General features: G+C 61.2%; 14 protein-coding genes. 4 read left to right on the top strand and 10 right to left on the bottom strand.

What is annotated here, in order from left to right; all coding sequences use genetic code 11:
• Positions 1 to 35: 35 nt before the first annotated feature.
• The 3 genes from HMPREF2674_RS02520 to HMPREF2674_RS02510 all read right to left on the bottom strand — a co-directional run bounded on the left by HMPREF2674_RS02520 (position 36) and on the right by HMPREF2674_RS02510 (position 3,347).
• On the bottom strand, positions 36 to 413 hold the full coding sequence (locus HMPREF2674_RS02520; RefSeq protein ID WP_049332306.1) for a DUF2304 domain-containing protein: 378 nt from the start codon (positions 411 to 413) through the stop codon (positions 36 to 38).
• 2 nt (positions 414 to 415) lie between these two features.
• Positions 416 to 1,147 (bottom strand): glycosyltransferase family 2 protein, encoded by a 732-nt coding sequence (locus tag HMPREF2674_RS02515; protein WP_049344553.1) that lies wholly within the window; start codon positions 1,145 to 1,147, stop codon positions 416 to 418.
• A gap of 181 nt (positions 1,148 to 1,328) precedes the next feature.
• Complete coding sequence (locus tag HMPREF2674_RS02510) at positions 1,329 to 3,347, bottom strand: DUF6541 family protein (RefSeq protein WP_070824727.1); 2,019 nt, start codon at positions 3,345 to 3,347, stop codon at positions 1,329 to 1,331.
• A 407-nt stretch (positions 3,348 to 3,754) separates the two neighbouring features.
• On the opposite strand from HMPREF2674_RS02510, the gene HMPREF2674_RS02505 reads away from it, so the two are divergent.
• From HMPREF2674_RS02505 to HMPREF2674_RS09500, 4 genes are all read left to right on the top strand, one after another.
• On the top strand, positions 3,755 to 4,297 hold the full coding sequence (locus tag HMPREF2674_RS02505; RefSeq protein WP_070824726.1) for a flavin reductase family protein: 543 nt from the start codon (positions 3,755 to 3,757) through the stop codon (positions 4,295 to 4,297).
• Between the two features lie 120 nt (positions 4,298 to 4,417).
• The gene (argE, locus tag HMPREF2674_RS02500) at positions 4,418 to 5,647 is read left to right on the top strand and encodes an acetylornithine deacetylase (protein WP_070824725.1); all 1,230 of its coding nucleotides are present in this window, start codon (positions 4,418 to 4,420) and stop codon (positions 5,645 to 5,647) included.
• A gap of 452 nt (positions 5,648 to 6,099) precedes the next feature.
• Positions 6,100 to 6,372: an aquaporin gene (locus HMPREF2674_RS09505; protein WP_239665959.1), complete on the top strand. Its 273-nt coding sequence runs from the start codon at positions 6,100 to 6,102 to the stop codon at positions 6,370 to 6,372.
• Positions 6,373 to 6,417: 45 nt separating this feature from the next.
• Positions 6,418 to 6,705 carry a hypothetical protein gene (locus tag HMPREF2674_RS09500; RefSeq protein WP_246826154.1) on the top strand — a complete coding sequence of 96 codons (288 nt, stop codon included), beginning with the start codon at positions 6,418 to 6,420 and terminating at the stop codon, positions 6,703 to 6,705.
• Positions 6,706 to 6,926: 221 nt separating this feature from the next.
• Here the strand turns inward: HMPREF2674_RS09500 and HMPREF2674_RS09235 are convergent, their stop codons facing one another.
• From HMPREF2674_RS09235 to HMPREF2674_RS02460, 7 genes are all read right to left on the bottom strand, one after another.
• A complete protein-coding gene (locus tag HMPREF2674_RS09235) occupies positions 6,927 to 7,553 on the bottom strand; it encodes an ArsR family transcriptional regulator (protein ID WP_141761786.1) in 627 nt (208 codons plus the stop codon).
• A gap of 32 nt (positions 7,554 to 7,585) precedes the next feature.
• Positions 7,586 to 8,227 (bottom strand): VanZ family protein, encoded by a 642-nt coding sequence (locus tag HMPREF2674_RS02485; RefSeq protein WP_070824724.1) that lies wholly within the window; start codon positions 8,225 to 8,227, stop codon positions 7,586 to 7,588.
• Between the two features lie 223 nt (positions 8,228 to 8,450).
• Entirely contained in the window at positions 8,451 to 8,903 is a 453-nt protein-coding gene (locus HMPREF2674_RS02480) for a fluoride efflux transporter FluC (protein ID WP_070824723.1), read from the bottom strand.
• Positions 8,903 to 9,379 carry a fluoride efflux transporter FluC gene (locus tag HMPREF2674_RS02475; RefSeq protein ID WP_070824722.1) on the bottom strand — a complete coding sequence of 159 codons (477 nt, stop codon included), beginning with the start codon at positions 9,377 to 9,379 and terminating at the stop codon, positions 8,903 to 8,905. The genes HMPREF2674_RS02480 and HMPREF2674_RS02475 overlap by 1 nt, the downstream gene beginning before the upstream one ends.
• Before the next feature lie 93 nt (positions 9,380 to 9,472).
• Entirely contained in the window at positions 9,473 to 12,268 is a 2,796-nt protein-coding gene (locus HMPREF2674_RS02470; RefSeq protein WP_070824721.1) for an MMPL family transporter, read from the bottom strand.
• A 210-nt stretch (positions 12,269 to 12,478) separates the two neighbouring features.
• Positions 12,479 to 13,180, bottom strand: a complete 702-nt coding sequence (locus HMPREF2674_RS02465; protein WP_070824720.1) for a TetR/AcrR family transcriptional regulator — start codon at positions 13,178 to 13,180, stop codon at positions 12,479 to 12,481.
• 153 nt (positions 13,181 to 13,333) lie between these two features.
• On the bottom strand, positions 13,334 to 14,995 hold the full coding sequence (locus tag HMPREF2674_RS02460; RefSeq protein ID WP_070824719.1) for a sensor histidine kinase: 1,662 nt from the start codon (positions 14,993 to 14,995) through the stop codon (positions 13,334 to 13,336).
• Positions 14,996 to 15,020: the final 25 nt, after the last annotated feature.

Raw genomic sequence — 15,020 nt, 5'->3', positions numbered from 1 at the left:
CTCACAAAGGGGTGAAAAGTCTCGACGGTAAAGCTTTAAGAGTCCTGCTGGTCGCGCTTCCTCGCACCGGAGGCGCCCTCCGGCTGCTCCTGAAGCGCCTTTAGGATGGCGACTTCCTCGGCCAGGATGCGGGTCTTCTCCGACAGGCGTGACAGCTCCAGGGTCAGGTGAATACTCACGCCCATCAGCAACAGAATCGACAGGAGGAACAGCAGATTCACCGGCAGGGCCACGCCCACGAAGTCCGCCACACCGTTGAGGAGATTCGGGAAGGCACCCAGCACGATGATGATGGCACCGATAATCAGCCACAGGGCGGCGTACCGTTCCTTCATGCGCTGATGACGCACCTGAACCACCACGAAGGTGCAGACCAGGATGGCGAGAATCAAGAAGAAAACACTGGCGCTCACGGCTACTTCTCCTCCCGGCGGCGGCTCACCGAAATGCCGTAGGAGAACAGCGAGCGAACCAGATAGATGGCAGACTTCAGCGGACCGGAGGAGGGCGTACCTCCCTGGCGTTCACGCATGTGCACCGGCACCTGACGCACCCGCAGGCCATTGCTAATGGCCATGGCGGTGATATCGATCGTATCGCCCAGGTATTCGGCGGGCAGGTTACGGCAGTAAAAGTCGATACCGCGACGGTTAGCGATCTTAAAGCCGCTCGTCACGTCCGTGAACGGGGTACCCGCCGAGCGGGTGAACAGGAAAGACAGCAGGCTCATCGCCCACTTGCGCGGGCCGGACACCTCGTAGTCATCAGAGCCCTCACCGAAGCGGGACCCAATCACAATATCGTAATCCTGCACCGCATCAATCAGCGAGGGGATGCTCTCGGGGTGGTGCTGGCCGTCCGAGTCCACCTGCATGGCGTAGTCGTAGCCCGTGCGCTGCGCGTACTTGTAGCCGGTGCGCATGGCGGCGCCCACCCCCATGTTGTAAGGCAGGTCAATCACGAAGGCACCCGCCTCACGAGCCACGGCGGAGGTGTTGTCGGTGGAGCCGTCATTGACCACCACCAGGTCCACGTAGGGCACCGTCTCCTGCAGCTCGGCGATGGTGCCGGGCAGTGCTTCTTCCTCGTTCCAGGCGGGCATAATCACCAGCGTGCGAGGGGTATGAGGCGATGTGGGAGATCCCATAGGGCTGCTACCCCTCCTAACGAATGTGTCATACCGTGCGTGCGAAAGCCGGCATGTCCAGTGGACATACCGGCTTTCATCATATCAGTGCTTCAGCGGCATTAGGATTCGTCACAGAATCAAGACCGCGATGCGGCCCCTCCCCGGGCGCATACATCCCGGGCGGAGTTGCTGTCTGCGTCTAGTTGTCGCAGGCGCTAATACGGTACAGAGTCATCGGGCCGGAGGAGTACACCGGGGTCAGAACATCCGTATCGATAGCGGCCACCAAGCCGTCGTAGTTCTTCTGCTCGCTGGGGCCGAAGTTGCCCTGGTTTTCCAGGTGCACGTACCAGTGGGCCTTGTACTCGTTCACCTCGCGGCAGACCTCCGGGTTCGTGCGGGCATCCTTCAAATCGTTGATGATTGCCGCGTACTTCGGGGAGGTCTTGAACTCGAAGTGGTAGCTGGTCAGGTGGCGGTCGGCCAGCGCGTAAATGTAGGCGCTGCCGTCCCAGGGGTTGTTCACGATGGTGTCGCCCTTGGGCACAATCTTCGGGATCTCGTTAATGACGTTCATCTCGTCCTGGTTCAAGACCTCGGAGGTCGGGGTCACTTGGTACCGCTGAGCGACCACCAGGGTCGCGTCGTGCATCGCGGGGGTTCGCGAGGACAGGCCGGCGACCACCAGCACCAGCACCGCGGTGACACCCATGCCGGCCGTCGCCACGTTCAGGCGTGCCGTGCGCGGAACGCGACGAACCACCCAGGAGAGCGCACCCTCCAGGGCGCCGCCCAGGCCGATACCGGCCAGAAGCACCGAGGGGAACACCACCAGGGCCGCCAGGCGGAAGTGGTCCGTGTACCAGGGGCCCACCATCAGCAGGCGGAAGTCACCGCGCGGCACCGAAGCCGCGATAATCCACATGTAGCCAACGAGCATCCAACTGCCAATCAGCCACAGGTTGCGGCGCTTGTACAGCAGGTACCCCACGCCCCACAGGGCCAGGAAACCCATCAGGTAGGCGGGAGCGAAATTACCGCCCAGCGGGTTCGCGTTCTCCAGGCCCAGGAACAGGAACTGGTAGACCGCCTCACCCTCGCTCATGACGGCGGTCCACAGGTCGCTGGCGTCCTCGCTCGGGCGTAGCACGGACCAGGCGGTCACGCATCCGGCAATCAGTGCAACCAGAACGCCGGTACCCACCAGACGCTCACGCACGGAGGCGTCGTGGACGCGCCACATCTGAACCACACCGCCGAGGAGCATGGGCACGGCGAATACCGCCGCAGAAACCACCGCGTTCGGGTGCACCAGAGCCAGGCCGCCCAGGCCCACCAGAATCGTCAGGGACAGGGAGAGAACGACGGAGTACTCGCGATGCACCATGACCTGAATCATGTGCGATAGCAGCGCCACAAAGGCGGGGAGCAGGGCATAGCCCAAAAGGTTCGGGAAGAGCACACCCCAGAACAGCAGCAGACCGGGGAAGGCAAAGAAACCGCAGGTCAACGCCGGAATAGCGAGCGCCTGCAGGCGACGCAGATGCGGGATGCTCAGGCACATCGCAACCAGGGAGCAGGGCCAGATGACGCCCGCCACCAGCAGCACCATGACGATGGTTGCGGTCGCGATGCTCGTGCCGGTCGTGTTGTAGATCAGGTACACGAAATCATGCCAACCGGCGGGGTAGAAGTACGGTTCCTGGTTCGTTCCGGAAACCGCACCCATGGTCAGGCTCGAGGCGTCGCCGTGCTCCTGGATCCAGCGAATCGCGTTCAGGTGGAAGGAATTGTCCAGGGTCTGAGAGAAGGCCTCCGGGCCGAAGACCATATGCTGGGTCGTGTGCAGGGTCAAGAAACCGCCCAGCAGGGCGCCCACCACGGGCCAGGAAAGCGGCACCGTGTTACCCGGCCAGCTCACCGAGGATTCGTCGGAACCCGCTACGGCCGAGGGCCAGCGGCGGCCCACCAACCACATCAGGCCCGCCGCCGCAGCCACTAGCACGGCCGCGACCACGACGAAGGAAATCAGGCTCCACGCGATGCCGGTCTTACCCAGCACAATCGCCGAGACAGCCACCAGGGCAAAAGTCAGGAGCGGGGAGAGGAAGATGCGCAGACGCGTGGGGATGCGTAACGCCCAGCCCATCGCGTATCCGGGAACGAATGCCACCACGACCGCGAAAAGCAGCAGCGGAATAGTTGCCAACCAGCTCATAAACCCTCATCTCACCACAGTGAACGCCCTGAAACCCCTCGTGCGGGGGCCCGGTGCGCTTTCGTGTACCAAGCAAGGATACCTTAGAGGCCTCTACACCCCCGAGAAACCCCCAGAAGACCCCCGCAAAACCCGTCTAAGGCCCCGCGGAGGCGACCCTCGAGGTGAAGCAGGGGGCTCTCCCGCGCAAACCCCGCCGGGTGCCTCCGCATCCCCTGCACACCCTCGAATATGACGTAATATTTCGCCCCTCCCGTCATGAAAGGTAGGCCTAAGAAACATAGGGCAATAAATAAGGTATTCGCTACACCAAAGCTTTACCCTGAACATATCTCCCCTACTCACGGGAACCGCCCGCACACACAACCCGGGCCGAACCCACGCAGCCGCAGAAGAAAGGGTCGATCATGACCGAAACCATTGCAGCACAGGCGACCCTCGCCGACACCTCCGAGCAGTTCAAGCTCGCCTTCGGCCACCAGCCCGCCGGCGTCGCCATCATCACCGCAACCGACGAAAACGGCGAACCCGCAGGCTTCACCGCCTCCTCCCTGACCTCCGTCGCCGCCGAACCGCCCATCATCGCCTTCTCCCTCAAGGCCAATAGCGGCTCCGCGGCAAAGATTGCTGCGGCTTCCTCCTTCCTCGTACACATGCTCGACGCTGAGAATGTCACCCTCGCTAAGAACTTCGCGACCCACGACTACCCCCGCTTCGCCGACCCGGCCGCGTGGGAATTCGTCCACACCGGTGAGCCCCTCGTCCACGGCGTGCGCCGCGTGCTGCGCGCAACCCCCCTCAGCCGCGTTGAGGCGGGCCCCGCGCTCGTCTTCACCGCCCAGGTTGAGGAGTTTATCCGCAACGATTGCGAGGGCACCCCGCTCGTCTACCACTCGCGCAACTTCCACGCGCTCGGCGATCACTCCAACGTCAACAACTACGTCATCTAGTCCGGCCGCTCAGGCCATTCACGGGGCGGTATTCGGCGGCGACCACGCGACGAATACCGCCCCGCGGCGTACCCTGAACGTAGCCACCCCGGGCACAAACGCACAGCAGAAAGGTTCCTCATGACCGCACAGACCACTCAGCCGGCGTCCCTCCCCTGGCTCGAAAAGCTTGTCGCTATCCCCACCGTCTCCGGCAGCTCCAACCTGGAACTCATCGAGCTTCTCGAAGCCGAATTCGGCCGCTACGGCTACAGCGGCGTGCGCACCTACAACGAGGACCGCACCCGCACTAACCTCTTCATCACCGTCCCCGCCGCGGACGGCACCACTCGCGGCGGGCTCGTCCTCTCCGGCCACACCGACGTCGTGCCCGTCGCCGGTCAGGACTGGGCCAGCGACCCGTTCACCCTACGCGTGGAGGGTACCCGCGCCTACGGTCGCGGCGTGTGCGATATGAAGGGCTTCATCGCTGTCGCGCTCTGGCTGCTGCCGCGCGTTGCCGAGGCGAAGCTGCGCGTGCCCCTGCACTTCGCCTTCTCCTACGACGAGGAGATCGGCTGCGTCGGCGCTCCCTCCCTCATCGAGGAATTCGTGGCCCGCGACCTCGCCCCCGACTACGCGATTGTGGGTGAGCCCTCCAGCATGCGCATTATCGACGCGCACAAGGGCGCCCACCGCGGCCGCGTCACCTTCACCGGCGTGCCCAAGCACGGCTCCCTGGCCACCCACGGCGTGAACGCGGTCGCTGCCGCCGGCGAGTTCATCACCTTCTTCACCGACATGGCGGACCAGTGGGAAGAAGAAGGCCCCTACGACGAGTCGTTCATCATCCCCCACTCCACCGGTAGCGTGAACCTGGCAAACGGCGGCCTACAGTACAACATCGTCGCCGAGCAGGCCGTGCTCGAGTACGATGTGCGCACCCTGCCGCGGGTGACCACCAAATCCTTCGTCGAGCGCATCGACCGCGAGATTTCCGAGGTCATCCTGCCCGACCTGCAGGCGCGCGCCGCACGCGCCGAGAAGCTGACCGGCGCGGAGCCCGGTAGCCTCACCTCCCGCGTGGGCGTGAAGCACGAACTGCTAGCCACCGTGCCGGGCCTGGGCACCGAAGACGATGCGCCCATCGTGCGCCTCGCCCACGAGTGGCTCGGCACCAACGATGCGCCGCAGAAGGTCACCTACGGCACCGAGGCGGGCCAGTTCCAGCGCGCCGGTGTGGAGAGCATCATCTGCGGCCCCGGCGATATTGCGCAGGCTCACTCCCCCAACGAGTGGATTGAGCTGGAGCAGCTGCGCGAATGTGAGCGTTTCTTCGAGGCCATCCTCGGCTGGGCGAGCGCAAAGTAGCGGCCAAATAGCAACCGTGTAGCGGCGTAAAACTCAGCTCACTGCGGCTCATATAAGCCGCACAAAAACCATAAAGAGATGACAGAAAACTGCCCGGGCACCCCTGTGAGGGTGTCCGGGCAGTTTTCCGTGTTGAAGGCGGTTCCGAGACGCGGGCTTCAACCATAGGTCCAAGGCGTGGACCGCGCTCTATATGTCCTCTAAATCACCACGGTTATTTTTAAGCCAAAACCCCGTAAAACGGCTTATGCATAAGGGTGAAATAACACAAAAGTATTGCCACGCGGGAACCTTCGGGGTTCCATAGATGTCAAAGGTTAGACACGCCGTTATCGGGCCACAGCCCGCGCGAAACCGATTCACTCTCGTACCGCTCTCGCACCCCGCAATATAACACCCTCCGGACGAACAACTGACTCATCATCTGAAGTTCATGACCTGAAGGACATCCCGTGTACACCATCAGCCCCTACCTTGCCGAGTTCCTCGGCACGCTCATCATGTGCACCATCGGCTGCGGCGTCATCGCCAACGTCGAATTTCGCCGGTCCAAAGGCCACGGCGACAACTTCTTCACCATCGCCTTCGGCTGGGGCTTCGCCGTCACCTTCGGCGTCTACGCCTCCCACGCCTACTCCGGCGGCCACCTGAACCCCGCCCGCGACTTTGGCCCGCGCCTCATGCACGCCCTGCTGCCCATCCACGATAAGGGCTCCTCGCGCTAGTTCTACGCGTGGGTGCCGATTTGCGGCCCCATTGCCGGTGGTTTCATGGGCGGTGCGTTCTTCAAGCTCTACTACGAGGGCCAGGTCAGCCCGTGGCTGTTCGTTTCCACCGCCCTGGCGGTTGTGGTTCTGCTCTTCGCATGGTGGGCAAATAGCCACCTGTACCGCGCACCCAGCGCCGAGGTTATCCCCGAGTTTGAGGACACCCACGCTACCGCGGCGGCACGCGCGGCAACCTACACCCCGACCGGTCCCATGCCGGTCCTACTCCCCGAAGAGGTGAAGGCAAACCGTAGCACCCGCGTCATGAACCGGGTAACCGAGGACGAGTAGTCTTCCCGCCCGAGAACTTCCCTGTCTAGGGTTTCATCGAGCCGGGTTTATCTGAATAGATATATCCGGCGAGGTTTCATCTAAAAACAGCGAACCCCTCATTTTCATAACCTGCACAATATCGGTCAGGTTATGAAAATGAGGGGTTCGTTGCGTCTACCTCACGGAAGGAGGTTCATTCAGGGGTGCCGAAAAGAAATACAGTCTAGAAAGGTCCCAGCTTAGGCTTCAGCGTCGACATCGTTCACCTCCAGCTGCCCAAAGAGAACCTCCATAGGACGCGACCGCACAGTCTGCACGAAGCCATCCTGCGAGTTCCAAGCCTCAGGAGATAGCCGCTTCACGTTTACTTCATACCCAAGCTTCTGCTCAGCATCATCGATAGCCTCATACAGCTTCTGCCGTGAAGGGGAGCCCACAACCAGCACATCAATATCGTTCGGCACGTGCCCAGCCACCCCAGAACGACGGCTAGCCCACGAGCCATAAATAGCGGCACCCTCAATATTGGAAACACCCTGCAAAGTATCCCGGAGCACCGGAACAGGACCATAAGTTACCAGAATCAACTGACGCATCGCCTGGCCCACCGGATTATCAACCTTGGCTTGCACCATACGGGTCCTACCAACATTCTGGACAGTCACCAGACCAGATTGATTTAGACGATTCACTTCTCGGGAAACAGTCGGCAATGATGCACGTGTCGCATCAGCAATCTGTGACACCGTGTATTGCTGCTCAGGGTGAGAGAACAGCAATGCCATCACTTCACCCTGCAGGTCACTACGCAAGATGGGAAGGAGGCTAGGAGCAGATGTTTTCATAACATGAATTATATCAATCATGTTATGAAAACGTCTGGCAATCCAAGAATCTGCTACGCCGAGGCGGCAGACACCAACAACGCCCGCTCGTGCTTAGCCGCGCGGTGCTTCTGAATTGCGCGCACCGTCCAGACGCAGACCGCGCCAAGGACCGCACCGGTGGTGTTGTTCACGATATCGTCCACGTCGAAGGTGCGGTAGGTGAAGCCTGCCAGGCCCCAGTTACCGGTCAGTTGGCTCAGCTCAATGAAGGTCGACAGTGCGAAGCCGCTCAGAGCCGTGGCGCGTAGTCCCCAGCGCAGGCAGCCCGCGGTGAAGAAGCCCAGCGGAATGAACATCGCGATGTTGAAGAAGAGCTGTGCGTACACGGTCGTCGCGAAGCGGCGCAGACCCATGCCTTCGGTCAGGTTCCAGGCCTGCTGCCAGCTCCAGCCCACGTAGAAGCGCGGGTAGTACAGCTCGGGGTTTGTGACGCTATTTGCGCTACCGATTGGGGTGAGCGTCAGCGAAAGAATCGAGGATAGGAACAGCGCGAACAGGGCCGTTATCACGTACTGTTTTGCGTGATGCGCTCGTCCCGTCTTCTTGGCGCGCAGGCGCATCGCCACAAACCCGATGAGGGTCAGAGCGATTGTGAGCATCGCAATTTCAAGGGCGAAGGTGCCTATCATGTGCTTATTCAGTAGTTCCTGCATGCCGTGTATCCCTAGTGTCGTGAGATTGAAATATACGCACTCCACCCGCATATATATCTGTTCATTCATATATTTTAGGTGGTATATAGCGGGCTTCCGTTCGTGCCCGTCGCATATCGTTCACCACCAGTGTAAAAGACGGCTCTATGGGTTACCCTTAGTAAAACTGTGAAAAAGCTGTGCGGTAGCCGTTCACCGTTAAACCGTCTAACGACTCAGCGCATCAGTACAGAACATCCGGCGGGAACACCGGCGCGATATAGCGCCCAAAAATCAGGCTAAACAGCCAGGCGCCCACAATCGCGGCCACCATGGCGCCCAAAACCTGCACCAGCCACAGCATCAGGAACTTGACGGTCTTCCCCTCGGAGCGAGCCGTCAAGGCCTCTACCATGGCGGTCGAGAAGGTCGTAAAACCACCCAGCAGACCGGTCGTAATCACCGTGCACCAAAACGCCACCTGATCCGTAGCGTTGTAGTGCACGCCCAGCGCACGCGGATTCGAAACCGGCATAATCAGCAGGCCGTACAGGAACGAACCCACCAGGTTAATGACGAACACCGGGCTAATAATCGAGGACTCCGTGCGCAGGCGAGGAGACATCGCCTTATCCAGGAAGAAGCGGGTCATCGCTCCCAGACCGCCGCAGATAAAAATCATCAGGGAGAAAAACATTAGCGACCCTCCTCGTTTTCGGTCCCAGGCTCCTCATTGGGTAAGACGTGCACCTGCCTCGCGGCCAGCATGCGGCCCACAAGCATGCCGGAGGCCGCGGCCGCCAGGCCACCCACCAGCAGCACCAGAATCGCCAGCACCATGTACCCGCCGTGCACCGTATACGGCAGAAAAATCGTCTGCGCCATGACCGCGGCAATAGACGAATAGGTCGTGTAGCCACCCATCATTCCGGCACCAAAGAGCAGGCGGAAGGAGTGAATTCGATCCTCACCATCGCGCGCCGCGTACGCGTTCCATAGAACCGTCAGCAAACCCATGGTGAACGAGCCCAGAAGATTCGCCACCAGTACGCCACCTGGGGTGTGCACGCGGCACAGCGCACCCAGGCCGCCGCCCAAAAAGACAAGAAAAGGGGCAGGTACACGGTTTAGAACGGCCCCTATCCTCTGCCGGATACTCACGCGGTTCCTCATCACCGTGTACCTGCCCTTTCGAGTCGTATTAGTCTTCAGTGTGCGCCGTGGTGCGTAAACGCATACTAATACTTTAGCGGATACTCGAGCTTGTCACCTGAGTTTGTTGTCCGAGCCTGCACCGGCAGACTCGCGCTCGTGCTGAATCTTCTCACTCAGTGCGGCGCCCTCAACGTCCATATTCGGGGTGAGGCGGTCCAGCCACTTCGGCATCCACCACGCCTTATCGCCCAGCAGAGCCATAATCGCCGGGGTCAGCGTCATGCGCACGATGAACGCATCCACCAGCACACCGAACGCCAGGCCGAAGCCCATCGGGCGAATCATGGTCGATTCAGCGAAGATGAAGCCGCCAAACACCGAAATCATGATGATCGCGGCAGCCACCACCACGCGCACCGCGTGGTTATAGCCACTCACAATGGCGGTCGCCGCGTCCTTACCGTGCACGTACGCTTCACGCATGCCGGTCACCAGGAACATCTGGTAATCCATGGCAAGGCCGAAGAGAATACCAATGAGCAGGGTCGGCAGGAAGGACAGCACCGGGCCCGGGTGGTCCACCCCGAAGAGGGAACTCATGAAGCCCAGCTGGTAAATCGACACGACGGCACCGAAGCTTGCCAGCACCGAGAAGAGGAAGCCCATCGAGGCAACCAGCGGAACCAGAATCGAGCGGAACACCAGGATCAGCACCAGGAAGGACAGGCCCATCACCACACCCAGGTACAGGGGTAGCTTCTGGGCGAGCACCTCGGAGACGTCGATATTGCCGCTGGTCTGGCCCGCAACACCGAGAGACACCTCAGAGCCCTGCACCGGTACGGTCACGGCGCGCAGCTCGTGGACAAGCTCTTCGGTCTCCACGGAGCTTGCACTGTGGGCAGGAATCACCTGGAAAATCATGAGGGTGCGGTCGTCCGTCATGCCGCCGGGAACCACAGCCTGCACGTTCGCACCACCGCGCTCCTTCACCGCAGAGGCGATATCAATCTGCGCCTGCTGCGCCTGCTCCTCGCTCATGTTCGCGGGGGTGTGCGCGACCGCAACCAGCGGAGAGCTCATACCCTCACCGAACTTGTCCTTGATGAGTGCGTACGACTTATACGCGGCGCTATCGGAAGGGTAGTTCGAGGCATCCGGCAGGCCCAGACGCATCTGCGACATGGGGGCGGCGACCGCCAGCAGCGCCACAGTACCGACCACCAGGGTCAGCAGCGGACGCGCCAGCACGAGGCGCAACCAGCCATTGGACTTCTCGGTGCGTTCGGCATCCTGCGCGCGGCGCTCCGCAATCTTCTGCGGGGTATCGATGGAAGCCCACAGCTTCTTCGGCATGATCTTGGTGCCCACCACGGACAGCACCGCCGGGGTAAGGGTAACCGCAATCAGGGCGGCAACGACCACGCAGAACGCGGCGGCGTTACCCATCACGCCCAGGAAGGGAATACCGGTCACGTTCAGCGCCACCAGCGCAATAATCACGGTGGTCGCCGCAAAAATCACGGCATTACCGCTCGTTCCGTTCGCCAGGGCAATCGCCTGAACCTTCGGCATGCCCTCCAGCAGGTTCGTGCGGTATCGGTTCAGAATGAACAGGGAATAGTCGATGCCGACCGCCAGACCAAGCATCAGGCCCAGGGTGTAGGCGGTAGAGCTCATCTCCACGACGGACGAGAGGGAGAGCGTGCCGAGCACACCCACCACCACGCCCACCAGAGACATCAGAATCGGCAGGCCGGCCGCCACGAGGGTACCGAGCATGACCATGAGCACGATGAAGGCGATGGCCATACCCGCAACCTCACCGGTGTGCGAGCCACCCCCAAGCGCGGATTCACTCAGGTTCGCGTCGAACTGGACGGTCGCCCCGTGCAGGTCCGCTGACTCAATATCAGACATGACCTTCTGCAATTCGGCGGACGGCACCTCGTAAATCTTCTTCTTAAACGAGACAGTCGCAATCGCCGTGGACTGATCCTCCGAAACCATACGGTAGCCGGAGGCGAAGTCGTACAGCTTCTGCTGGCGCTCCAGCTGCTCACGCTGGGCGGGCAGCTCGCTCTCGGTCTTCTGCAACTGAGTGCGCTGTTCGTCCAGCTTCTTCTGGCCCTCGGCCAGTTCCTCCTTCTTGGAGGCGATTTCCGAGCGACCCGCATCGACCTGCTTCTGGCTTTCAGTCAGGGTTTCACGCTGCTGGTTGAGGGCGTTCTGCTGCGCGGTCAGCTGCGCCTGCTGCGCGTTCAGCTGTTCCATCATCTCGGCGGGTGAGCCTGCCGCCTCAGCCTGAGCGTAGCCGTTCTTCAGCTGCGCCTGGGCATCGTCCAGCTGCTTCTGTGCGGAGGCTAGCTGCTCCTGCCCCGAGGTAATCTGCGCCTGCGAGTCGTCGAGCTTCTTCTCATTCTCGGCAATCTGCTTGGTGCCCTCTTCAATCTGGGATGCGGCGCCACTCAGCTGCTTTTTACCGTCCTCAATTTGGGCGGGGGCGGCGTCAATCTTGGCGTGCGCCTCGTCGAGCTGGGTTTTTGCCTCGGCAAGCTTGGAGGTGGTAGTGAACGGGTCGGTGACCGCATCCACGGAAGAAACCTCGCCGGTGAGCTTGTTCAGCGCGGTAGAGAACGCCTGCTTCTGTTCCTCGGTGAGGGCGGTGCCGTCGCCCGTAGTGAGGATGATCTGCCCGGAGCCGCGGTTGGCACTCGGGAAGCGCTGGGCGAGCTCGTCGGAGAGCTGCTGGGTCTGCGTTCCGGGCATGGTGAAGGTGTTACTGAGCTTGCCGTGGAACGCGGTGTAGGCGCCGGCCACACCCGCGATGACAAGCGCCCAAGTGAGGATAACGGCCCACGCTCGGCGGGCGGCGAAGTTGCCGATGCGATAAAGCCATGTTGCCATGATGAATTCCTTGAGGTGGGGTAGAAGGATCGGTGAATAAGCGGGTCGCGGCGTGCGACTTCCAGGTCTTGCGAATGCATCGTCAGGAAGGTCAGCTGTAGAGACAAAACAGACGCGTACTCCCGCTCCAGATGCCCCCGTTAGGCGCCGTGTGGCCACCTGTCGGAAGACCCCGGAACGGGAGTATCCGTCTACTAGTGTTTTACGTTTTTAGGCTGCAAATTCGCCCTGGACCAGGCGACCCAGGTAGTCGAGGGCCTCGAGAACGCACTGGCGCATCGCTTCGATAGCGAGCGTTTCAAGGTGGGTGCCTTCGGGTGCTTCTGCCGCGACCTTGGCCGTCACTTCTTCAGCGCGGGTGAGGTAGTAGTACACGCCCTCACCGATGGTTTCGGAGAGGTTCGAGGCGAACACGGCGACGCGCAGGTAGGGCAGGTCGGGGTAGGCCTCGAGGTACTTCTCCAGGAAGATGTCGTAGGTGCGTTCTAGGATGACGTGGGAGTACTCCTCGAACTTTGCGGGGCTGTCCATCTCGAGCGCGTAGAGCAGCTGGGCGAAGGGAGCGATGTACTCCTCCAGGGTGCTGCTCATGAAAACGTTACGGGCGATGGAGAGCATCTCGGTCTCCATGCTGAGGTTCTGACCGGAGACAGTGAAGTCGCTCTCTTCAAAGATGCGGTTGAAGTACTGGTTAAGGCGGGTAACCAACACGTCGTCGACGGACGCGAAATGGTTAAAGATGGTGCGGCGGGAGACGCCGGCGCGTTCGGCGAGCGCTTCGGCGTTCAGCGCGCCGTAGCCGCCTTCAAGAATGAGGGATTCTGCAGCTTCGACAATTGCGATGCGATTCTCCGCCTTGCGGGCAGAGCGCTTATCTGCAATGTTTGCGGGGGATTCAACGAGTTTTGCCATAGTTTCACAATACGTGCAATTTGCACTGCCAGCAAATAATAAGCGGGTTAGATTCACCACATATCTGCACTGGAGGAAATAACTCTCAGGTGTAGCTTGAAACTTTACACGGCAATGTTCATCCGGGATTTACCGCCCCGACCCCGCCGCACCCTACGATTCGGCGGATTCCAGCGGTAATCGCACCGTAAAGACGGTGTGTCCGGGCTGGCTCTGCACCTGAATTGAGCCGCCATGCGCCTGCACGATAGCCTGCACGATAGCCAGCCCCAGGCCGGTCGTACCGTCCGAGCCGGAGCGCGCCTTATCCGCACGCGTAAAGCGGTCAAAAATTTTCGGCAGGAAGTCCGGGGCAATACCCGGGCCGTTATCAACCACCGAAATCACCGCCTCACGGCGGGTGTGGTCCACAGAAAGCCCCGCAATCACACGCGTTCCCTCATCCGTGTGCTTGCGCGCGTTCGAGAGCAGATTCAGGATGACGCGCTGCATCTGCGAGCGGTCCGCAACCACCTCGACGGGCTCATGGGGCACATCCAGGTGCCACACGTGGGTGCGGGCAGCCGCCTGCATATCCGAGGTACATTCGACGAGCAATTCAGTCAGGTCCACGGTTTCCAGCTTGGGTTCACGCCCCTCATCCAGGCGCGCGAGGGTCAGCAAGTCCTCCACGAGGCGAGACATGCGCTCGGTCTGCGAGTCGATGCGGGCGAGCGAGGACTGCCCGGAGTCGCTGAGCGGTTCGGTCCAGCGCAGCATGTCGGAGTATCCCTTAACGGCCGCCAGCGGCGTGCGGAGCTCGTGCGAGGCGTCCGCAATGAAGGCGCGAATCTGATGTTCGGTTCTCTCGCGCACCTCCAGCGCCGAGTTCACGTTATCCAACAGCTGGTTGAGGGCGTAGCCCACCGCGCCGACCTCGGTGCGAGGGTCAGAATCGCGGGGCTCCACGCGCACGGCCGATGAAATCGTGTGTTCCTCAAGATCCAGGTGCGCCACATCCGTCGCCACCGCGGAGACGCGCTCGAGCGGCTTCATGGTGCGGCGAATAATGTAGGATCCGGCTACGCCCGCACCCACCATCACGGCGATTGATCCGATGGACACGACGATCACAAAGATGGTGAGGGTCTGCTGCACGTTATGGAGGGGGATGCCAACCACCTGCGCGTCGGAATCACTGCTTGCCTTCGGGGTAATCCGAATGAGGTAGGTGCCCGCCTCCAGCTTGACCTCACGCTCTTCGCTCTTAGTGGAGTTCAGGGCCAGGGTTCCAAGGGTTACCTGGTCGTTGGCGGAGAGGCTCTGAATGGTACCGTCACTACCCAGCTTGCTGGCGATCTCGACCGACCCCTCGGAGTCCACACAGGTGATGAGGGTTCCCGAGGCCTGGCCGGGCGCGAAGATGGACTTATCCTTCTTCAGGTCGTCGCAGTCCACTTCTTCCTGCTTACCATTGCGCGAGGTGGGCTGCACCACGCGGTGATTGGTTTCCTTGAGGTTGCTTTCAGCCTGCTGATAGAGGGAGTTCTGCAGGGTGACGTAGGTTGACAGGCCAATGATAAGGCAGGCCACGCCGAGCGCCATCACCAGGATCGCGATGAGGCGCGAACGCAGGTGCGGCACGTACCCCATTTCCTCGGGGGAGGCGTCGGGGTTCTTCATGCTCCGCCAAGCCGCGCGGAAGCGAATGTAGAGGTGCTTCATCGAGGCTATGCGCCCTAGACCGGTGCGGCCATCACGGGTGTCACCGGTGCGGAGGCGACGGGTGGGCTCGGCATCGGGGGAGCCGGAATCACCGGGCGTGTAGGCGCTCATGAACACCTTTCTTTCTATATTCTAA

Origin of the sequence: Rothia sp. HMSC062F03 (genome assembly GCF_001836905.1) — a bacterium.
Classification (GTDB): Bacteria; Actinomycetota; Actinomycetes; order Actinomycetales; family Micrococcaceae; genus Rothia; species Rothia mucilaginosa_A.
This window is presented reverse-complemented; position numbering and strand designations above follow the sequence as displayed.